Source organism: Bacillus cereus group sp. BfR-BA-01347 (genome assembly GCF_022663835.1).
Taxonomy (GTDB): Bacteria; Bacillota; Bacilli; order Bacillales; family Bacillaceae_G; genus Bacillus_A; species Bacillus_A thuringiensis_K.
Map to the genome: position 1 here is coordinate 43,379 of NZ_JAKUGG010000023.1, position 21,580 is coordinate 64,958.

A 21,580-nucleotide genomic window follows, 5' to 3' on the forward strand; every position below is an offset into this window, starting at 1 on the left:
ATTTTTTGCGAAAGAAAACCTTAAAATTTCCTTAAAAATTCCATAAGTTACAAAAGGATGATATGATATTCGAGAAAATTAGGAGGGATGTTTATGTACCAAGCAAATATTTTACTCGTTGATGATGAAACTGCAATTTTACAATTACTAACTACCATTCTTGAAAAAGAAGGTTTTTCTCATATTACAACTGCAACATCAGCTGAAATAGCTTTATCTCTAACTAAGGAAAACAATTACGATTTAATTATTTTAGATGTAATGCTTCCTGGACAATCTGGTTTTGATATTTGTCCAATCATTCGCCAACAAACAGATTGTCCCATTTTCTTCCTATCAGCAAAAGCATCTGATTTAGATAAAATATCTGGATTTTCATACGGTGCGGATGATTATATTACGAAGCCCTTTAATCCATTAGAAGTAGTAGTACGCATGAAAGCACAGCTTCGGAGACATATGAAACAAACCGTTCCACACGAGCAAAAATCACACTCGATTTCATTTGGAAGATTTGAAATTGATCAGCACTCTGCAGAACTAACAGTAGATGGGCATATTGTCGAATGTTCCGCTCAACTCTTTCAACTACTACTCTTCTTTTGCGAGAATCCAAACTACGTATTTTCGAAAGAGGAAATATATGAAAAAGTTTGGGGAGCACCTGCCTATAATGGCGATGACAACACTGTTATGGTCCACATTCGAAAACTACGTGAAAAAATTGAACACGATCCAAGTAAACCAGAATATATAAAAACCGTTCGCGGGCTTGGTTATAAGTTCGTTACAAAGTAGGGTGACGATATGAATTTTAATAAACGACTTATTATTCAATTTATCATGCAACACGTTTTTGTTTTAGTTACATTACTTATCGCTGTAGTTGCTGCTTTTACTTATTTAATTTTTCTTCTTACTAGTACTTTATACGAACCTAACATTCCAGATTCTGATAGTTTTACAATTTCAAGATACATCTCCTCAGAAGATGGGCATATTTCATTACAATCTGAAGTGCAAGATTTAATAAAAGAGAAAAATGATTGGTTCCAAGTTGTAGATGAAGACGGAAAAATCCTCTACCACTTTAATACACCAAATGATGTTCCGAATGCTTATACGAAGACATCTTTAGTCGCATACATACAACATCATATCGAAAGTAATTATAAATTTACATATTGGGAAATTGAATTAGAAGAAAAGAAAGTACTTGTTATTTATGGTGGTATGTTAAAAAGCAATGCGTTACTGACAGCAATTCAAAAGGATCATTCCTCTTTAACGATGGATTCGTTCACATTAACAGATCAAGAAAAACAGTTACTGTCTAAAGAAAAAGCAGCACTTCAAATATTTAATCAAAATGGCGAAGAGGTTTTTTCCTATCCAACTGGAAAGAAAAAAACATTTTCAGCAATACAAATTGCCCTTAATGAAAAAGAACCGTGGAATCATAAAGAAAACACGTCTAGCTTTTACGATGCAAATAGTGGCAACCTTCTCGTTGTAACTGCAAAAAATGAGCACTACTATCCAGATGATGAAATGGAAGATGTATTTACTAAGAAGTTTCTCATCGGATGCGGATTAATCCTTCTTATCGTATTTGTTTATTTAGTCATTCTTTCTATTTGGTACGGTAATAAATTCGGGAAACCGTTATTACATGCGATGCGCTGGCTTAAAAATATCGCTGGTGGAAAGTATGAAGAACCTATTAATAAAAAAGGAAAACCTGTCAGGTTCCGGCGATCTGGTAAAGAAAAATGGTCATTCCGTTTGTTTAGAGATGTGACAAGTTCACTAGAACACCTTTCTATTACACTCAAAAAAAATGATGCGATGAGGCAAGTACTCCAGCAAACACGAGAAGAATGGATTACTGGTCTAACGCATGATTTAAAAACACCACTTAGCTCTATATATGGCTACGCATTATTACTTGAATCGAATCAATATAACTGGACTGATCGTGATATTCAGCAATTTGGTAGTGTTATGAAAGAGAAATCTCAATATATGACGACATTAATTGATGATTTAAGCTTAACGTATCAATTAAAAAATAATAGCCTTCCTGCACAGCACGTAAACGTTGAAATCAATCAGTTCGTTCAAAAAGTATTATTGCAATTTATTAACAATCCAACACTCCAAAATCAAAATATTGAATTCGTACCGAGCTCAAATAAAATTCAATATTTCATTGAAGAAAAATGGTTTCAGCGTATTATCGAAAACTTACTCGTAAATGCTGTAAAACATAATAACGAAACGACTAATGTCATCGTAAAACTATCACAAAACGCTAATTCCTTTACACTCTCCATTTCAGATGATGGAAAAGGAATGGATGAAAAAACGAAAGAACTTCTATTTGAACGATATTACCGCGGAACAAACACAGAAGAAAGCAACATCGGAACTGGACTTGGCCTAGCCATTACAAAACAGCTCGTTCATGCTCATAACGGGACAATTTCCGTTGATAGTGCACTCGGAAAAGGAACGACGATTATTCTTGTATTTCCGTTTCGTTCGTAGGAAAGACGCTATGTGGCGTCTTTTTTTCTTTTCTGGGAGAGTTTTGCGGTAATTGAAATTATGCAGATCGTTTTTTTTGAGGTGTTTTAGCGGTATATGAAATTATATCAGCGATTTTTTGAATATATCAGCGATTTTCGAAATATATCGGCGCAATTCAAAATATATCAGCGACTTTCTAGATATATCGACTTACCGACAAAAACCGACAATACTAACCTACCTCCCTACTATACAAAGTAAAAATAAAACTATTAACAAATACATTTCTAAACTGTTATACTATAAATAGAAGTATAAACTAACTAAGTTTTGCATAAAATGAAGTAGACGAGGTGCTTCCAACACCCCGTCACTGCAACTAATTACCGTAAGGTGGAAGGTTGCAACTAAAGCTTATTTGCGCTTAGAAGACTTCCCACGCTTCGCAGGCAGACGGGTGGTCTTCTTTTTGCGCTTTTTTGCCGTTAATTTCTTAAATCCCAAAACTATACCTTCTCTAGCTATAGTTTTTGTGATTTCCAACAAAATTTGCAAAAGAAATTCCATACGATTACACCTCCTTTCTTCACCAAATGAAGAAAGGGCATAACCTTCCACCCGCAATATTTAATTGCTATTTTATTTTACCATTTTCATATGTATTACAGATAAAACAATACAAATTTAACAATCCACTTATAAAAAAAGCGAACCATCTCTCAATGATTCGCTCTTACCCTATTATTTTTTCTTCACCGGTATCCAAAGCTCTACTTGTGCAAACTCACTCTTATCTTCGTGGCAACGCTCATCGTACAGTTCAAACTCTGTAACTCCGCAATGTTCATATCCTGAATGCGGGAACCATTCTGAGAATACTGCATTCCAAGTTTGGTGAATAGACGATACCATTTCTTTATGAGGAACTTTCGGCGTTGTAAATACTGCATATGTTGCTGCAGGGAAAGTACGCTTTGCAATTTCATTTGGTACATTTTCAAAGTCTGTAACTTCCATTCCAATAATATAAGTGAAGTCCCCTGTTTCTAAATTAAAATCAGTACATAATCCAAGCTCTACCCATTGGCTCGTATCTTTACGATTCGGAATCGTTGTTCCAAGATCTTTTTGTAAATATTCTTGCCAAAATGCTGGGATGTCTTGATGGTTTTTCCCTTCTTTACTTGTCGTCTTCAGTTCATAACCTGCCATTAAAAATTCTGGTTTATTTACAATACGATATTCCATTTGTATGCCTCCTAAATACGGATTTAATTTTCTTTGCTTTACATTCACGCTGTAATACATCGGTGTTTCAATTTCTTGTTTTCGATATTCACTCGGTGTCATTTGAAATAATTTCTTAAAGGCTCTCGTGAACGTTTCGTGAGATTGAAAGCCATGCTCAAATGCGATATCAATAACTTTTTCATCCGTATGAGAAAGTTGATAAGCTGCCCGGGCTAACCTCCTCTTTCGAACATACTCCATTACTGTATCACCTACTAATGCCTGAAATACACGATGAAAATGCGACTCAGAAAAACCTGCAATACGTGCTAAATTACGCAGCGTCTGTTTTTCCATTACATCTTCCTCAATATAATCAATTGACCTTTGAATTTGTGTTTCATAGCTTTCCATCTCTGTTCACCCGCCTTATATGTATTATGATAAAAGAGAATCCTATCCAATTCTTGACGTTTTTTACTATAATTCCATAAAAAATTGTAACTTTTTTATATGTATTTCGTTGTTATGTATGAAGGGAGGGAAATGTAGTGAAACGCAAACAATCATTAGAAGACATTTACTCCGAGCATATGCAAGATTTATTTCGCTATCTTCTCTCCCTAACCGGAGATTCCCACTATGCGGAAGATCTCATGCAAGAAACATTTTACCGAATGCTCGTCCATATTGATTATTATAAAGGCGAAGAAATTAGGCCGTGGTTATTTACAATTGCCTACAATGCCTTTATCGATTGGTATCGAAAAGAAAAGAAATATAAAACAACAGAAGTTGCAGAATTCCATTTACCAAACGTTCCAAGTACAGAACATGCATATTTCGTAAAATTTGAGATTGCTAGTTGGTTAGAAAGTTTATACGCTCTTCCGCTCGAAAGACGAAATGCCCTGCTACTACGAGATTACTATGGATTCTCCTATAAGGAAATAGCAGAAATGACTGGTCTCTCATTAGCGAAAGTGAAAATTGAATTACACAGGGGACGAAAAGAAATAAAAAGCATAAAGGAGTGATACAGATGGGCTGTGCAGAATTTAAAAAACTATGGAAGAAGTATGAAAATGGAACGCTCACGCATGATGAACAAGAACTGTTAGAAAGTCATATTGAGTCATGTGAAGAGTGTGAAGCTTACTTAGATGAGCTGTTAACAAAAACAGAACCAATTAAGAAAAAGTTACCTCCAAAAGATCTTAAAATTCCTTTTTGGAGAATTAAGTGGAAACATCGTTTACAAACGTTTGGTTTTATATTATCAATTTGCATCGTTATCTATATAATCGGCGGGGTATTATCAGCCTTTTATTTTCAAGCTAATAATGATAAAAGGCTAAAAGAAATTAGAGAGGTTCCTTCGCTTGCACTTGAAGCAACTATCCCAAATAGCCGCGTTATGGGAGGCGGAACAAGTGTAGAAGCTTTTTTCCGTACGAATAGCCAATTTGATTTAGTAAGAACCATCGGTAAAAAAGAAATGCCCCTCGGTACAATAGAAACAAAAAGCTTCTTATCATCTGTAGATATCACGAAGCAAACTTGGATGAATCCGTTCTATCAACCAAAACTCTTCTTTGTTCATCCAAAAACAGAGCAGGGTGATTATTTAAAGGATTCATCAAAAAAAGTATGGGATACACTTGCAAAAGTACATGATGGAACCGTTGCAGAAGTAGCAATTTCTTTTGATAAAGCTTACACTTTAAAAGAATTAGAACCGCTTTTATATAGCATATTCGAGGCACAAGAACTCCCTCCAACTCCTGTATGGTACGCTTTAGATACAGGACAAGAAAGAAAAAATGTAGATGACTATATCCTACATGGCGGAGAAGCTATAGGGTTTCCAGAACATGTAAGATTCCTCGATAATGAAACTGACGGACAGAAAACGCAAGAAGACAAAGTAACCGAAATGATGCGCGTCCTTTCTATCCATAAAAAAACGGTAAGCAAAATAGCAGCGCTTTCTGAGAAAGAACTAAACTTAGATAAACGTTATCAATATGTAAAGGATAACGGTGTAAAAGTATACGGAATTGTTATTACTGGCCCATCGAAAGAGTTATTAAAATTACAAAACTCCCCGCACGTACGTTATGCGACTCTTGGAGATATTGAGATTTGGAATTGGTTTGATCATTAATAAAAAAGAAGTAGCGCTCTAAAAACGATGCGCTACTTCTTTTTTAATTCGAAATCACTTTCACATACATCCCTCTCACCGCTTTTTCATAAGCAATATCACTCATCTGTCTTATGTTTTCTGACACAACAGACGACTGAACGATTTTCCCTTCACGAAGTAACGGCGGATCAATAAGACGCACTTTATTTTTCTGATGTAAATCATAATCGTTTCTATCTTCTTTTACCTTTACATTTCGATGAACTTTGCTTAATAAAGCTTCTACTTCGGGGTCATTACATTGCTGCAATTTCGAAATAAGCTCCTCATCTTCAAGAAGAAAATCATCTGCATGAATAATCCTTTTATGAAGAGCTACCTTTAACGTTTTCGCTAACATATCATTTCCGTAAATATTCATTGGTTCCATAAAGAAATCGATTACTTCCTTGTAATACGTTTCTGTAAACCATTCTGCCATTTCGACACTTTGAACAACCATTTTCCCATCTACAGCGATGACATCTTCTAAAAAACTGTGAACTTCTTCTAAAGAAACATACCCATATGTATACATATCTCGTAATGTATAATCCACTCTGTCTGCGCATAATTCTGGTGCTGACCTTTCGAGTAACGTCCACTTCGAATCATCTAACAAAATATCTTCATAGTTATAACCATACTTCGCAAGAATCGCTGGAATTTCTGAGTTTTTCACAACAGAACTAAATATCTCTTCATGATAACTTTCATCTTCATTATCAAAAACGTAATCAATCACATGGGAAAAAGCAGTATGTGATACGTCATGTAGTAAACCAGCAATCTGTTCTTCTACTGAACCACCTAGTTTTTTCACTAATAACATAACACCAACTGAATGATCAAAGCGCGTTACATTCCATTTCTCGTTCATTAAGTAACTTGCGCCTGCTTGATGAATTCCCTTTAGTCTTTGCATAGACTTACTTGAAATTAATTCTTCTACTACTTGATCCACTTCAAATTCTCCGTATAGTACATCTGATATGATCACTTACAATCCCCCTTTATTTTAATCGAGTCTTATAATCTTATCTCTTTTATGAAATTAGCACCAACATAAATATTTATTGTTATTTGTTTTTATTTAAAAAAATAGAGAGCCATTAGCTCTCTATTTCATAACCCCTATTCAAATGTAACTTCTACCTGCACAATCTCCGACCTACTTCCAAGTCTAAGCGGTGGTCCCCAAAATCCAAATCCAGAAGAAACAATTGCGTGGAACGCGCCTTTTTGTGAGTATCCCCAGTCTAGCTCGTACATTCTTCTCGTTACAATATGATTGGGCGCCATTTGTCCGCGGTGTGTATGACCGGATAATAATAAATCTACACCTGCCGCTGCTGCTTGTTTCAACTCAAATGGCTGGTGATCCATTGCGATAACAGGCATCGATTTATCTACCGTACTCATTAATTGTTCAAAGCTTTGACGATCTCGCTCTGTTTTATCTCTTCTTCCAACGAGATAAAAGTCATCTTCAATTGTAATTACTTCATCTAAAAGAATACGAATATCAATCTTATCCATCTCTTGTAAAAACTCTGGAACCGCTCTACCGTAGTATTCATGGTTCCCTAAAACACCATATACGCCTAATGGTGCTTTCATTTGTTTCATGATTGGTCCCATATTCTTTTGAATGAACACACCTGGATGATCATCGATAATATCACCTGGTAGCAAAATAATATCGGGCTCCATCTCATTTACATGACGAACAAGTCTTTTTAAATGCGAAACGCCAGACAGTTTACCGAAATGCATATCAGAAGCCATCGCAATGCGTAAACTTTTACGCCCCTCTACCTTTTTCGGTATGTGCACCTCGTACTTTCTTACTACCGGGCTATACGCATTAAATACTCCATACGCAAAGATAAAGATAAATGCAGCTATCACAGCCGCCCCTGTCCAAATAATTGCCGCTTCTTTCTCTACTGAAAACTGTAAAAGAAAGACCATAATATTAGCTAATGGCAACAGCATAAGCGCATATTGTATAACCGCAAACCAAATCGAACCTATCGTTCGCAGAAATGGCAAAAACTTAAACACTTGCACGAGAATGTACGCATATGAAATAAATGCAACTATAAAAGCATAATATCCCCAAGATTCCCAGCCAAATACCGCATGAAGCCAAACCCATCCGTTCCAGCCGATGTAAAACATAAGTAGTGTGTATATAATTAATATGGTAAATATATTGAGATAACGAAGATTCTTCACAGCCAGCCTCCTTATTGATTTCTTCTATTATAACTTGTTATGCACTTATAACGTAAATATTAAGCGCTTCAATCTTCAGAATAAGAACATTGATAAATATATTGTCTTAAAATTTTTAAGAACGGCTGTAATGGACATTTTTGAGTCTTAAGTGTTGGATGAAATTCTATTATCTTTATCCTTCAAAACTCATCTATGCAATTATGCATAACCATCCATTACGTTTTATTTTCATGTTACGATATAAATGTAATACGACATATATCGACAAAGATAAAAGGAAGTGATTGTATGAAACGTTCTAAAACATACTTAAAATGTTTAGCATTATCCGCTGTTTTTGCTAGTAGCGCTTTAACTCTTTCAACACCTGCTGCTTACGCTCAAACGACGTCACAAGTTGTAACAGATATCGGGCAAAATGCAAAAACACATACGAGCTATAATACATTTAATAATGATCAAGCTGATAATATGACAATGTCTTTAAAGGTAACTTTTATCGATGATCCAAGCGCTGATAAACAGATTGCCGTTATTAATACAACTGGTAGTTTTCTAAAAGCAAATCCTACTATAAGTGATGCACCTATTGATAACTACCCAATCCCTGGCGCTAGTGCAACATTACGTTATCCTTCACAATATGATGTTGCATTTAACCTTCAAGATAACAGCGCTCGCTTCTTTAACGTAGCACCTACAAATGCTGTAGAAGAAACGACTGTAACATCTAGCGTATCTTATCAACTTGGTGGCTCTGTTAAAGCTTCTGTAACGCCTAATGGCCCTAGCGGTGAAGCTGGTGCAACTGGTCAAGTCACTTGGTCTGACTCTGTAAGCTATAAACAAACTAGTTATAAAACAAATTTAATTGACCAAACGAACAAAAACGTAAAGTGGAACGTATTCTTTAACGGATATAACAATCAAAACTGGGGTATTTACACACGTGATTCTTATCATTCTTTATATGGAAACCAACTGTTCATGTACTCTCGCACATACCTATATGAATCTGATGCAAAAGGTAATTTAATACCGATGGAGCAACTTCCAGCATTAACAAATAGCGGTTTCTCTCCTGGTATGATCGCTGTTGTTATCTCTGAAAAAAATACAGATCAATCTAACTTACAGGTCGCTTATACAAAACACGCCGACGACTACCAACTTCGTCCAGGCTACACATTCGGAACTGCAAACTGGGTTGGAAACAACGTAAAAGACGTTGATCAAAAAACATTTAATAAATTGTTCACACTAGATTGGAAGAATAAGAAATTGGTAGAGAAAAAATAGATAAAGAAAACCGAACCGCCATTTAAAGGGTGGCTCGGTTTTTATTTAAATAACAAAATTCTTTCGTTCTTTTCATGTTATGGAAAAGATTTTTTTATGTGCCTAATTCTCTGTTCTTTGTAATAAAGGAATCGTATTATATATTATTAATATAGCGATATAATATTTATTAAAATACCTTTCGTATCACTTTTCAAAACATTACCCACGCATCTTCATACGTTGCTACAACTTCTCTGCTTTGATCTGTCATCGCAATAACATCACCACGAGGATTGTAGTAGTAGTATAACGTTTGCCCTTTTGATTTTATAGCTAAGCGTGTACCACTTGTTGAGTATACATATTGACGAAGTACAGTTCCACTACCATCCGTCTCGTATAACGGGTTAATACTGTCTCCATCATAGAAGTAGCGTGTTACTTGACCATTTACACTCTTTTCAATACGACGATTATCCTCATCATACTTATACGTTGTGAAAGCATTACTTTCACCTTGTTTTGTGATAGCTACAATTTGGTCTTCTTCATTCCATGTATACTTATACTTTCCATCTGATGTACGATTTCCGTTCGCATCATACGTTAACGATTCGTTTCCGAATTTTACAAGCTGATTTCCGTCATTAAAGGTTGCCGCTATAGACTTTGTTTCTTTTCCATTCTCTACAACTTTAACACTTGTACGGTTTCCAAATCCATCATATGTGTAAGATTTACTTGTTCCGTTTGGTAGTGCTTCATTTAATAATTGGTTGATCGGGTCATATACAAAGTTTGTCTCTGTTACTTTTCCGCCCGCGCCTTCATGTTTAATCTTCGTATTGAAGTTTAAAGATAAATACATTTAACAATTGATAAAATAAGACAAGGGCTTTTTTGGAATCATCGGTTAAACTTGCAATTTAGTTGAAGAAGGCACAAACTGATGATGCGGAAAAACGTAGTATATAGAAGACTATGTAAGGAGTTTTTCATATGATTGATAACAGAATTTCGAAAGATTATGATCATGAAATAGATGATTCTTTAAAAGAAATTACAGATACAACCATCTTACTTAATTTTCAAAAAGCGATTGTAAGTTTATATCCTCATCTAATACCAATTCATGCTTTTGCCTATGACGCATGGGATGATATTGTAATGCCATTGTTTTATGAGATGGTATATAAAACTTTTGCTTTTAAATATGGGATAGATATTAACTTTAAAGAAACTCATACCTATATGTTTTCACTTAATAGTTATAAAGGGATACATCACATCGAGTGTGTTCCAAAGTGCACGACATTTAAGATTTATATTAACGAAGAATGGATTGAAATGGATAATAAAAGTTTGAAAGAAAATACATTTGTATTTAAGTCATTTGGGGATGGATTACATTTTCTAACTGGTGGAATTGAAATTGAAGATGCTTATCGTGTAGGATTTGACCTTGTTGAGGTTGATATTGTTTCTACCATAACAGGTCTTCCATCTAAAACAAGTATTTTTATTGATAAAGAGCATGTAGACTTTGTGTTTGTTGCAGAAACATATGATACAAATATCCAAAATTAAAAATTTTATGTAAGAAAGTAGGAAGAATATCTTCATTACTACTCATATCAAATAGTTGAACACGCTCCGCTATTATATATACAAACTTCCTACTACATTTCATATGAGAAAAAGTTATTACGATAAACAAAGAAAAGGTCTCCTAAAATATCTTTTAGGAGACCTTTTCTTCATTACACTTGCATCGCTTTCTCTCTCAATGCTCTTCTTAACAACTTACCCGTCGTATTCTTCGGTAATTCTATTAAAAACTCAATGCTTTTCGGCACTTTATATTTCGCTAAATGTAACGTGCAGTAATGCATTAGCTCTTCTTCTGTTACGTTTGCTTGCTTCAAAACGACGTACGCTCGCACAGCTTCTCCTAAGTTTTCATCAGGAACACCGATTACGACAACTTCCGCTACTGATTCGTGCGTATATAATACTTCTTCTACTTCACGAGGGTATACGTTATAACCGCCAACTAAGACGATATCTTTTTTACGATCAACGATATAGAAGTAACCTTCTTCATCCATTTTCGCTAAGTCACCTGTATATAGCCAGCCGTCTTTCAATGTCGCAGCTGTATCTTCTGGTGCATTATAGTATCCTTTCATAACGTTAGGTCCGCGAACGATTAATTCGCCGACTGCGCCGACAGGTACTTCTTCCCCAAGTTCATTTACAATTTTATTTTCTACATGCCAAATATTTGTGCCAATTGATCCTGGTTTACGAGGACGATCTAGCGGGTTGAAACAAGTAACTGGTGATGCCTCTGATAAACCGTATCCTTCTGAAACAATAACGTTAAAACGTTTTTCAAAGTTTTGCAGAAGAGCAACAGGCATCGATGCACCACCGGAAATACAAAGGCGAAGCGTCTTCACATCTTCTGCACTTGCTTCTTCAAATAAATATAAATAATTGTACATCGTCGGTACGCCAGCAAAGATCGTTGGTTCGTACGTGCGACAAATACGGAATACTTCTTTCGGACTAAATTTCGGTAACATTAAAATCGTTGCCCCGTTCACAATCGGTGCATTTACCGCAACTGTTAAACAGAATACATGGAACATAGGCAGTGCCGCAACAACGCGGTCATCAGCCGTATATTGTAAATACGACGCCACATCGTTCGCATTACTATATAAATTTTTATGTGTTAACATAGCGCCTTTCGGTTTTCCAGTTGTGCCCGAAGTGTATAGAATAACCGCTACATCTTCTTCATCTAGTTCAGGACCTTCGTAAGTTGTATCTCCAGTCCCCACAAAACTAGTAAACGTTTTCATTTTTTCGGTTTCTGTATGGTTAAAATCTGATGAGGTTTCACATATGATGATGTTTTCTAATGAAGGAAGTCTTGTTGTAAGAGATTGTATAACAGGTAGAAGGACGTCGAGTACGATGATTGTTTTTACATCTCCATTTTGTAAAATATAATGCATTTCGTCTGCTGTATAAATTGGATTAACTGGAATAACAGTTGCTCCGGCTTTCATTGTTCCGTATAAACCGACCAAAAAATGTGGTGAGTTCCCAACAACTAATGCGACATTGTCCCCTTTTCCAATGCCCATTTCTGCTAAATTGCTAGAAAACCTTGTGACCATTTTGTTTAATTGGTCATATGAGACCGACTGATCCATAAATATATAAGCCGGTTTTTCCCCCTTCTTTTTTGCCGTTTCAGCCAAAGATTGAACGAGATTCACAAAAACCCCACCTTTATAAAATTTAGAATATTTAAAAATTCTAAATTAATTATATTAAAAGAAAATTAAAGTGGCAAGTGATATTCTATTAACTGCATATAGACAGATCACCTTCTCTTAGTTTACTTTGGAAAAATAAGGGGATTTTATTTACAAGTAATTTATAACACTAGACCAAAAATCATTTTAGGATAATATGCACTCATCTTTTCTCTAAGTTTATCAAGTTCTTCTTTATTTAACGTCGTATGCTCGCCGTGCAAGTTAAGAGCGTCCGCTCCATCTTCATGAAAATACACCGTAACATATAACGTCGGTAACCCTTTGTTGTCTTCATCTATTGATAAGACGACATCTGGTGTTTTATTAACAGTGCTGAATGTTTCATTTCTTTTCCACTTCTTATTTTGAAACATGTCTTGTATATCATGTATCTTTCGTTTGTTATCTGTATGCGTAAAATATATAACATTATCCTCCGCTGGTTTTCCGATAGACAAAATTATACGACTTGAGGGCGATCCACTGCTACACGCTGTCATTCCGACGACGAAGCTGAGTAATAATACAACGTACATTACCCTTTTCATTTCGATTCTCCTCCTTTTGAATATATATATTCCTTTATAAGAGGCAAATGTCCTGTGATTTTATGTTTTGTGGTAAATGAAATTATATGAGCAATTTTTCAGTTATATCAGTGCAGCTCGATTTATATCGGCGATTTTTCAAATATATCAGCGCAGCTCGATTTATATCGGCGATTTTTCAAATATATCAGCGCAACTCGGTTTATATCAGCGATTTTTCAAATATATCAGCGCAACTCAATTTATATCAGCGATTTTCCAGTTATATCGACTTACCGACAAAATCTGACAATCTACACAAAAAGAAAGAGGCTGCCCGTTATGGCAACCTCCCTTATTTTTAGAAGAATAAATGTAAGAAATCTTCTGTTGTAATGTTACCGAAGTAACGTGCGATATCTACGCCTTCTAAAGCTACAGTGAATGCATCTTTATCGAATTGAACGCCTGTTAGACGCTCTTCAATATCATGAACATCTAGTGAACCGAAGAAGTCGCCGTAAATTTTGCATTCTGTTACTGTTCCTTTTTTCACTTCAAGACGAACGTCAACTTGTCCAACTGGGAAGCGGTGTGAATGTTGTAAGTTGAACTTCGGTGATTTTCCGTAGTTCCAATCCCAATTTTGGTAACGTTCTTCAGAAAGTTTGTGGATCTCTTTCCAATCCTCTTCTGTTAATTCATACGTTGGGATTTCTGTTTCTCCTTCGAAAATTGTTTCTAGAAGAAGTTGTCTAAACTCTTCTGTCGTCATTTCTTCGTTTAGGAACTCTGTAATGTTCGCAACGCGGCTACGGATTGATTTAATACCTTTTGATTGAATCTTATCCATTTTTACTTTTAATGCTGATACGACGTGATCGATTTCAGAGTCAAATAGTAACGTACCGTGACTGAACATACGACCTTTCGTTGAGAACTGCGCGTTACCTGAAATTTTTCTACCTTCAGCTAAAATGTCGTTACGACCACTTAGTTCTGCATTTACACCTAATTTACTAAGCGCTTTCGTTACAGGCTCTGTGAATTTTTTGAAGTTGCTGAAACTGTCTCCATCATCTTTCGTAATAAAACTGAAGTTTAAGTTTCCTAAATCATGATATACTGCGCCTCCACCTGATAGACGACGAACGACATGAATACCTTTTTCTTTTACGTAATCTGCATTAATTTCTTCTACTGTGTTTTGGTTTTTACCAATGATTATCGAAGGCTCATTAATGTAAAACAGTAAATATGTTTCGTTAATATCTAAATTCTTCACACAATATTCTTCAATTGCTAAGTTTATTCTAGGGTCTGTAATTCCTTTATTATCAATAAATAACATCGTATCACCTCATGAGTTCCATACGTAGCCACTATGCGCTAGCGTAATATGGCCACTGAAAATTTGTTTTGCTTCTGTTACTAAATCAGCTGGGTTGCCTGTATGCGGTAAGTGCGTTAATAAAAGTTCTTTTACATTTGCATCTTTCGCAATACTTGCTACTTCTGTACTATTCATATGCCCTGCTTTTGCAGCCTCTTGATGTGCATACATATTACACTCACAAATGAAAAGATCAGCATCTTTCGTGAATGGAATGAATTCAGGAATATAACTTGAATCAGCGCTGTATACTACAGCATCATCTCCAGCTGTAATACGCATCGCAAAGCATGTAACAGGATGAACAGTTTTTAAGAATGAAATCGAGAACGGTCCAACTTGAAGTGTTTCTTCTGGATTGTACGCGATTCCTTTCGTATGTGGTTCATGCGTTAAAGAATGGAATCCATTCTCGTCAAAGGTATGGCCGTATATTGGTAATTCCGGTAGTTGCCCCTTCGCCCCGCTCATAATTAATCTCGCATATTGCAATACCCCGATATCCGCAACATGATCATGATGATAGTGTGACAGTACAACTGCATCTATATGAGATGGTGTTATATATTTTTGAAGCTGTGCTAGTACACCACTACCACAGTCTACAAGTAAACGAAAACCATCGTGTTCAAACAAATACCCCGACGTTGCTTCTCCCGCTTCTGGAAAGCCGCCCCAAAAGCCGACAACAGTCATTTTCATATGTATCCATCCTTTCTAAAACCGAGTAGAAATGCATGTTTTACTTACATCCTACATTGTTAACTATAATCCATTTCCTAAACTTTTTCATTAATTTTCAATTTTGTTATAAAACAGTTGTTGACTTTTATTTTTTGTACTAATACAATGATAGTAAGAAATGGAAATGGAGGGATTGACATGATCGATCAACCAATGGAGTTTTTCAGAAATTTACCGACGAAAACTTGCGCACACTGCGGGAAAGAAATTGATGAGCAGCACGAAGCATACCATAACAAATGTGACGATTGCGTTCACGAAGAATAGTAGTTTGTGAACATAAAAAAACCTAGCAGACATAGTCTACTAGGCTAATAACATCTTATCCTTCATCGTTGAACCTTTCACCAAGAGCTCCAGTTCAAACTCATACAATTCTTTTTTTCGATAATTTTTCGTATGGATTTTATCCATCATTAGGTCGACAACTTTTCGGGCCATTTCATCAATTGGCTGTTCAATTGTCGTAATACCTGGTTCTGTAATCTGCGATAATATTTGATTATCAAAACCGATAACAGCAAGATCATCTGGAATGCTCCAGTTATGGCGTTTCGCCTCTGAGATAATTCCAGCTGCTACCTCATCGCCTCCTGCCAAAATCGCGGTAGGATTTTTTTTGTCCTTTAATACTTCATGGAATATTCGTTTTCCATCTCCCCAAGAGAAAGCGTTTTCAAGAAAGTCAATCGCTTCTACTTGGCGGCTCTTCTCAGTTATTGCACGTAAAAAGCCCATTTTTCGCTGCTGGCTAACGACTTTGGTTTCGTTACCACGGCAAAAAATAAGATTACGATATCCTTGATCTAACACATGCTTCGCGGCTATGTATGCCCCTTGCGCATGATCAAACTTCACTGTTGGAATATTTGCTTCCTCAATATATTCATTACACAACACGATTGGACCGTGCTGTAAGTATGGCTCTACATCTTCCCACGGATTTTCTAGTGAACATAGAATAATCCCATCTACTTGTTTCGTAGATAATAATTGTAAATACTCCATCTCTTTTTCCGGTAAATATCTTGTTTGACAAATAATCAGTTTATATTTATGTTCAGAAGCAGCAATCTCGATTGCTTCAATAAATCTACTGAAGAAAGGATTTGTAATCCTTGGAACTAGCACCGCAATTGTTTCCGTTTTTTGTTTACGAAGCCTTCTCGCCGCAGAATTAGGAACGAAGCCTAAATGCTTCATTGCTAATTGAACCCTTTTTTTCTTCTCATCTGAAACATATGGATGATTATTAATCACCCTAGAAACCGTTGTCCTTGATAACCCCGCTAATTTCGCCACGTCCTCTATAGTCGACACGAAATTCTCCCCCTTTGCATGAAAACGTTTTCTTAAATTGATTATATAGTATATTATTGGAAACTGCAATATCGGTTGTTATGATTTTACTATATTAATATTATACATAGGAAAAAGTCTGTTAATGCAGGGGCAATATACTGCTTTTAGAAATTTACGTTAGGTACATTCCTTTTCTTAATACCATATATCCTTTATTCAATATAAAACCCCATCAATACGTCATCTCCATATGATCCATCTTCATACTTTATTTGCTTTCTTTGTCTGCCTTCCTCTACAAATCCCATACGTTTATACACCTTAATCGCCCTATCATTAATAGAAACTACGCCTAAGCAAATTTTCTCTAAACCTTTCTGCTCTTTAGCCCAACGAATAAGAAATTCAATTAACTTCGTACCAATGCCTTGATTACAGTACGCCTCTTTAATTCCCATTCCCATTGTACCTGCATGTCGTAAGCGGTCTAATTCATATCGATTGAAAAGTAAAAAGCCAACCACTTTTTTATCTACTTCATAAACTATGTAAAGATTGCCTTTCTCATTAATTTTCCGTATCTTTTCTCTTTCTGCATTCGTATCATTTTGTAATTTCTTTGGAGATACTATAAAAAATTTTGTAGTAGTTTCCGATAATATGATTTCTTTTCTAATATCCATAATTGCTTCTGCATCAGTCTCTTTTACTAACCGTATCATTGAATCACCTCGTACTTTTTCTTTTTAAAAATAATATTAAAACTATAAAACGTCCAATATGCAATATTACATATTGAGAATCTTTTTACTCTTGATACAATATTCATACATCAAAATAAAAGGAATGTATGCAATGAATCCAATCTTAACAGCTGCAAAACAACTATTACATAAAGAAGAAAAGGTTTTATCTACTTTAAAATGTTCACTTACTGGCTATATGATTACGCATAAAGTCCCGTATCCTGGCATGTTACTTGCTACTAATCAAAGACTTCTCTTTTTTAGCCAATATAAAAACACATTCATTGCCGAATTTGATTATGAAAAAATTCTATCCATAGAAACGAAGAGAAGAATCTTTGACAAAAAAATAATATTTTACTATGAAGATGAATATATAACGCTTGGATACATTACAAGTTCGAATGTTGAAGCGTTCATAGACTTACTACAAAGAAACAGCAAGACTAGCACAGGCTTATAATCAGCGGGGATCCCCTCGCTGATTCATTATTTTAACTCCTCCCACTTCGTCCAAACTTCTCTCCCGTTTATACGGTACATATTATCCTCTCTATCCATAAACCCCTGTACAATAAATTCACGTCTAATTGTACAAAAATCATCATGATATTGTTTTATAAATGTATTAATTTCTTTTTCTGTATATTGATTTTCAGCATTTAACTTGCTAATTAAATGCTCTAACAATACTAGTTTTTTCTTCTTTTAACCTGGAATCGATTTTAAGCGATCCTCTTTATCGAAAAAGTTACGAATGGTCGTATTACGGAATTTCATTTCACTTCCAGTCATTTTTTATCCTCCATCACTTTTTTTCTTTATCTTTTCACTTAAAATATCAATAAAGTAATATCCACCCATTAACACATAGTAGAACGTAAGTATTCCAAATGCATCTTTCATACTTGTATATACTTCTTTATCAAACAATATAGGTGAAAGGGCATAAACAAGAAAGATTATTAGCGGATTTAGGATAAAATAATAAGTAAGATTGCCTTTCATCATATCAATTCCTCTACCCTATGTTTCTCTGTAAATTGTTGTAATTCCTTTTCTTTCGTTTTTATAGGTTTTAGAAAGATTTATAGATGAACTAACGAAAAGATGCCCTCTATTAAAATAAAAAAGCACCAAAAAGGTGCTTTTTTTTACGCTTCAACCGATTGATTTTCAGCAACATTTTTAAATTTTCGTTTGTGCATCAAAGTTAAGGAAGCGATCGTTCCAATTGATAATACAACGATAAAGATCATGAGCATTCCTATGTTTTGCCACATGAAATTAAAGTCTCCACTTGATACGACTGCTTTCAGTCCTGATACAGAATATGTCATCGGTAACCAAGCATTAAATGGTTGTAAAAACTTCGGAATCAATTCTAGTGGGAATGTTCCGGCACTTGTTGTAAGCTGCATAATTAATGTGATGATGGCGATAAAACGGCCTGCATCACCGAATGCTGTTACTAAACATTGAATTAATGCGATAAATGCTAAGCTTGTAACGATGCTAAAGAGTATGAAATACGGAATACTTTGTACTTCTACACCTAATCCGAACAGTAATATAACATCTGCTACTATCGCTTGAATAATACCCACCGATAGTAAAACACCGAACTTACTAATAAACCAGCTAAACCCTGATTTTGGAACACCGACTGTATCACGTAATGGATATACAATTGATAATAGTAATGCCCCAACAAATAAACCGAGTGATAGGAAATACGGCGTAAATCCGGTTCCGTAGTTTGGTACTTCCGCCATTTTCTCCGTCTTCACTTTTACAGGACTTGCAAACATATCATACGTTTTATCCGTCCCTTTTACTTCACCAGTTTTTTCTGCTCCTTCGCCAAGTTTCTCTGCAAGTTCACCTGAACCATCATTTACTTTCACTAGTCCATCAGTTACTTTTCCTGATCCGTCTGCTAGTTTATTTACGCCGTCGATTAGCTGGGTTGAGCCAGTTGATAATGCACCTAAGCCTGTTGTTACTTGACCGGAGCCATCTGCTAATTGATTTACTCCACCTGCCATTTGGTTTGCTCCTACAGATAATGTTCCTAAACCACCTGTTACTTGGCTTGAGCCATCTGCTAATTTCGTTACACCTACAGATAATGTCCCTAAACCGCCTGTTACTTGACCAGACCCATCTGCTAATTTGGATACTCCTACAGATAATGTTCCTAAACCGCCTGTTACTTGACCAGACCCATCTGCTAATTGATTTACTCCTGCAGATAATTGACCTAATCCTGCTGTCACTTTTCCAGAGCCACTTTGTAATTGCGTTACTCCATCAATTAATTGAACTGATCCATCTTTTAATTTATCGGCACCTATTTTTGCATTATCTAATCCCTCACCAAATCCATGAAACTTACTAACAAATTCATTTTGTGCGCTCGTTAGTTTCTCAATACCACCTGCTAGAGTTTTTATCCCTGCTGGATTTGGTAAGTTTTTTTGCAACCCATTTGTTGTTTGATGTATTTCACCTTTTAATTGTTTCACTTCTTCATTTAATTTATTTGTTCCACCTGCTACTCCGGCAGCTTTTTGCTGAACTGTCGCTGTACTTTTTACAGCACTTGTTACGAATGGCTGTAACTGCTCTTGATATTCTTTTGGTAAACTTTCAATTTGCTTTTGTAAATTCGCTACATCTTGCGCTGCAGTTTTAGCATCTCCTGCTGTTGATTGCGTAAGTTCATTTAACTGATTTACATTCTCCCCAGCTCCATCTATTTTTTCATTTACTGTATTCAATATAGAAGGAACTTTCGACTGCATTTCCTCTAAGCCTGCAGCAGACTTTTGTACGTTACTATTTAACTCTTGCAATCCCTTTTGGATCGCTTGAGAACCTTCCTCTAATTGGCTTTGCCCTTCAACAAGTTTTCCCATACCATTTGATAGGTCCGTTGTTCCTGTTTTTAATTCACCGGATTTACTTATTAATTTGTTCAAGCCACCGGTCACTTTCTCAGATCCATCACGCAACTCACCCGTTTTACTATTTAACGTATTTAAACCGTCTGTTACTTTGCCCGATCCGTCTACTAATTTCCCAATACCTGCATTGCTATTTAGTGCATGTAAACCGTCTGTTACTTTTCCGGAGCCATCTACTAATTTTCCGATACCTGTATTACTATTTAGTGCATGTAAACCATCTGTTACTTTTCCTGATCCATCCACTAATTTCCCGATACCTATTTGCATTTCACCGTTTTTGCTATTTAACGTATTTAAACCTGCTGTCACTTTCCCTGATCCATCAAATAGTTTTCCAACCCCATCCTTCATCTCCCCAGACTTCCCTTGCAGTGTATGAAGGCCATCTGTCACTTTACTTGAACCATCATGCAGCTCACTTGATCCGTCGTGTAGTTTATTTGCACCTTCCGCTCCATCTGCTAATCCTTTTGAGACGTCTTGAATGGAATCAAACATTTTCTCTGCATATGTTTTCGTTAACGTACTTGATACTTCACCTTTAATTTTTTCAATGGCTGTTCCGCCAATTTGTGAAGATAGGAAGTTTAAACTTTCGTTTGGAATGTATTCTAAGTTTAATGGTTTTGGATCATCTTTTAATAATGTTGTAGCGTTACTTGAGAAGTCATCTGGAATGCGCACTAACATGTAATACTTTCTACCTTCCATTCCTTTTTTCGCTTCTTTTTCACTTACAAATTCCCATTTGAAACTTGTATTATCTTTTAAGTTATCAACGAGCCCTTTTCCGACCTCAATTGGTTTCCCATCAAATACTGCACCTTTATCTAAATTGACTACCGCAACTGGTAAATCATCTAACTGTTTATATGGATCCCAAAAAGCCCATAAAAACATACCTGCATATAAAATTGGTACGAATAAAACCGCGATAATTGGAATTAATATTTTTTTACTTTTTATAATTTCAGTAAACTCTTTCCGAAGTAACTGATTCCATTTCATCTTTACTCCCCCTCTTTCAAATGACTAAAATGTTCATTTAGTCATTTTCACCCAAATAAAAAGGCTATATTTATTCAT

20 protein-coding genes and 3 pseudogenes are annotated in these 21,580 nt (G+C 35.6%); 9 read left to right on the forward strand and 14 right to left on the reverse strand.

The genetic code is table 11. The features are described from left to right. Positions 1–93: 93 nt before the first annotated feature. Both MR143_RS25850 and MR143_RS25855 read left to right on the forward strand, forming a co-directional pair. Positions 94–798 (forward strand): response regulator transcription factor, encoded by a 705-nt coding sequence (locus tag MR143_RS25850; RefSeq protein ID WP_000283861.1) that lies wholly within the window; start codon positions 94–96, stop codon positions 796–798. Between the two features lie 9 nt (positions 799–807). Continuing rightward, positions 808–2,550, forward strand: coding sequence for a sensor histidine kinase (locus MR143_RS25855; protein ID WP_199717718.1), 1,743 nt, complete (start codon positions 808–810; stop codon positions 2,548–2,550). 396 nt (positions 2,551–2,946) lie between these two features. Here MR143_RS25855 and MR143_RS25860 read toward each other — a convergent pair whose 3' ends face one another. Together MR143_RS25860 and MR143_RS25865 are read right to left on the reverse strand one after the other, a co-directional pair. Beyond that, a complete protein-coding gene (locus tag MR143_RS25860) occupies positions 2,947–3,099 on the reverse strand; it encodes a hypothetical protein (RefSeq protein ID WP_000394945.1) in 153 nt (50 codons plus the stop codon). Between the two features lie 174 nt (positions 3,100–3,273). Next, positions 3,274–4,176, reverse strand: coding sequence for an AraC family transcriptional regulator (locus tag MR143_RS25865; protein ID WP_000446844.1), 903 nt, complete (start codon positions 4,174–4,176; stop codon positions 3,274–3,276). A 137-nt stretch (positions 4,177–4,313) separates the two neighbouring features. Between MR143_RS25865 and MR143_RS25870 the strand changes: the two genes are divergently transcribed. After that, positions 4,314–4,799: an RNA polymerase sigma factor gene (locus MR143_RS25870; RefSeq protein WP_196478085.1), complete on the forward strand. Its 486-nt coding sequence runs from the start codon at positions 4,314–4,316 to the stop codon at positions 4,797–4,799. 5 nt (positions 4,800–4,804) lie between these two features. Continuing rightward, positions 4,805–5,929, forward strand: a complete 1,125-nt coding sequence (locus MR143_RS25875; protein WP_046945929.1) for an anti-sigma factor — start codon at positions 4,805–4,807, stop codon at positions 5,927–5,929. A gap of 43 nt (positions 5,930–5,972) precedes the next feature. Here the strand turns inward: MR143_RS25875 and MR143_RS25880 are convergent, their stop codons facing one another. Beyond that, on the reverse strand, positions 5,973–6,950 hold the full coding sequence (locus tag MR143_RS25880; protein ID WP_046945930.1) for an HD domain-containing protein: 978 nt from the start codon (positions 6,948–6,950) through the stop codon (positions 5,973–5,975). A 134-nt stretch (positions 6,951–7,084) separates the two neighbouring features. After that, entirely contained in the window at positions 7,085–8,191 is a 1,107-nt protein-coding gene (locus MR143_RS25885) for a metallophosphoesterase (protein ID WP_098619246.1), read from the reverse strand. A 34-nt stretch (positions 8,192–8,225) separates the two neighbouring features. Here MR143_RS25885 and MR143_RS33280 point away from each other — a divergent pair. Together MR143_RS33280 and cytK2 are read left to right on the forward strand one after the other, a co-directional pair. Continuing rightward, positions 8,226–8,339: pseudogene (locus MR143_RS33280) on the forward strand (TetR family transcriptional regulator); the annotation flags it as partial. 143 nt (positions 8,340–8,482) lie between these two features. Beyond that, positions 8,483–9,493, forward strand: a complete 1,011-nt coding sequence (cytK2, locus tag MR143_RS25890; RefSeq protein ID WP_199717719.1) for a beta-channel forming cytolysin CytK2 — start codon at positions 8,483–8,485, stop codon at positions 9,491–9,493. Between the two features lie 173 nt (positions 9,494–9,666). On the opposite strand, the pseudogene MR143_RS25895 reads toward cytK2, so the two are convergent. Further along, positions 9,667–10,319: pseudogene (locus tag MR143_RS25895) on the reverse strand (wall-associated protein); the annotation flags it as partial. Positions 10,320–10,474: 155 nt separating this feature from the next. Here MR143_RS25895 and MR143_RS25900 point away from each other — a divergent pair. Then, positions 10,475–11,062: a hypothetical protein gene (locus tag MR143_RS25900; protein WP_199717720.1), complete on the forward strand. Its 588-nt coding sequence runs from the start codon at positions 10,475–10,477 to the stop codon at positions 11,060–11,062. A 173-nt stretch (positions 11,063–11,235) separates the two neighbouring features. On the opposite strand, the gene MR143_RS25905 is transcribed toward MR143_RS25900, so the two are convergent. The 4 genes from MR143_RS25905 to MR143_RS25920 all read right to left on the reverse strand — a co-directional run bounded on the left by MR143_RS25905 (position 11,236) and on the right by MR143_RS25920 (position 15,432). After that, positions 11,236–12,768 carry a fatty acid--CoA ligase family protein gene (locus MR143_RS25905; RefSeq protein WP_001055200.1) on the reverse strand — a complete coding sequence of 511 codons (1,533 nt, stop codon included), beginning with the start codon at positions 12,766–12,768 and terminating at the stop codon, positions 11,236–11,238. Between the two features lie 161 nt (positions 12,769–12,929). After that, a complete protein-coding gene (locus tag MR143_RS25910; RefSeq protein ID WP_199717721.1) occupies positions 12,930–13,358 on the reverse strand; it encodes a hypothetical protein in 429 nt (142 codons plus the stop codon). A 340-nt stretch (positions 13,359–13,698) separates the two neighbouring features. Continuing rightward, positions 13,699–14,688, reverse strand: coding sequence for a lipoate--protein ligase (locus MR143_RS25915; RefSeq protein WP_000897281.1), 990 nt, complete (start codon positions 14,686–14,688; stop codon positions 13,699–13,701). Positions 14,689–14,697: 9 nt separating this feature from the next. Then, positions 14,698–15,432, reverse strand: coding sequence for an MBL fold metallo-hydrolase (locus MR143_RS25920; RefSeq protein WP_000784679.1), 735 nt, complete (start codon positions 15,430–15,432; stop codon positions 14,698–14,700). Between the two features lie 180 nt (positions 15,433–15,612). Here MR143_RS25920 and yhfH point away from each other — a divergent pair, with 180 nt between their 5' ends. Continuing rightward, on the forward strand, positions 15,613–15,741 hold the full coding sequence (gene yhfH, locus MR143_RS25925) for a protein YhfH (protein ID WP_000567010.1): 129 nt from the start codon (positions 15,613–15,615) through the stop codon (positions 15,739–15,741). A gap of 39 nt (positions 15,742–15,780) precedes the next feature. On the opposite strand, the gene MR143_RS25930 is transcribed toward yhfH, so the two are convergent. Next, on the reverse strand, positions 15,781–16,794 hold the full coding sequence (locus MR143_RS25930; protein ID WP_000103716.1) for a LacI family DNA-binding transcriptional regulator: 1,014 nt from the start codon (positions 16,792–16,794) through the stop codon (positions 15,781–15,783). 194 nt (positions 16,795–16,988) lie between these two features. Next, on the reverse strand, positions 16,989–17,498 hold the full coding sequence (locus MR143_RS25935) for a GNAT family N-acetyltransferase (protein WP_000620464.1): 510 nt from the start codon (positions 17,496–17,498) through the stop codon (positions 16,989–16,991). A 133-nt stretch (positions 17,499–17,631) separates the two neighbouring features. Between MR143_RS25935 and MR143_RS25940 the strand changes: the two genes are divergently transcribed. Then, positions 17,632–17,985 (forward strand): PH domain-containing protein, encoded by a 354-nt coding sequence (locus MR143_RS25940; RefSeq protein ID WP_001068226.1) that lies wholly within the window; start codon positions 17,632–17,634, stop codon positions 17,983–17,985. Between the two features lie 26 nt (positions 17,986–18,011). Here MR143_RS25940 and MR143_RS25945 read toward each other — a convergent pair. From MR143_RS25945 to MR143_RS25955, 3 genes and pseudogenes are all read right to left on the reverse strand, one after another. After that, positions 18,012–18,317: pseudogene (locus tag MR143_RS25945) on the reverse strand (DUF2087 domain-containing protein). Positions 18,318–18,320: 3 nt separating this feature from the next. Next, positions 18,321–18,533, reverse strand: coding sequence for a hypothetical protein (locus MR143_RS25950; protein ID WP_002163884.1), 213 nt, complete (start codon positions 18,531–18,533; stop codon positions 18,321–18,323). Positions 18,534–18,676: 143 nt separating this feature from the next. Next, the gene (locus tag MR143_RS25955; RefSeq protein ID WP_199717722.1) at positions 18,677–21,502 is read right to left on the reverse strand and encodes a YhgE/Pip family protein; all 2,826 of its coding nucleotides are present in this window, start codon (positions 21,500–21,502) and stop codon (positions 18,677–18,679) included. Positions 21,503–21,580 lie beyond the last annotated feature (78 nt).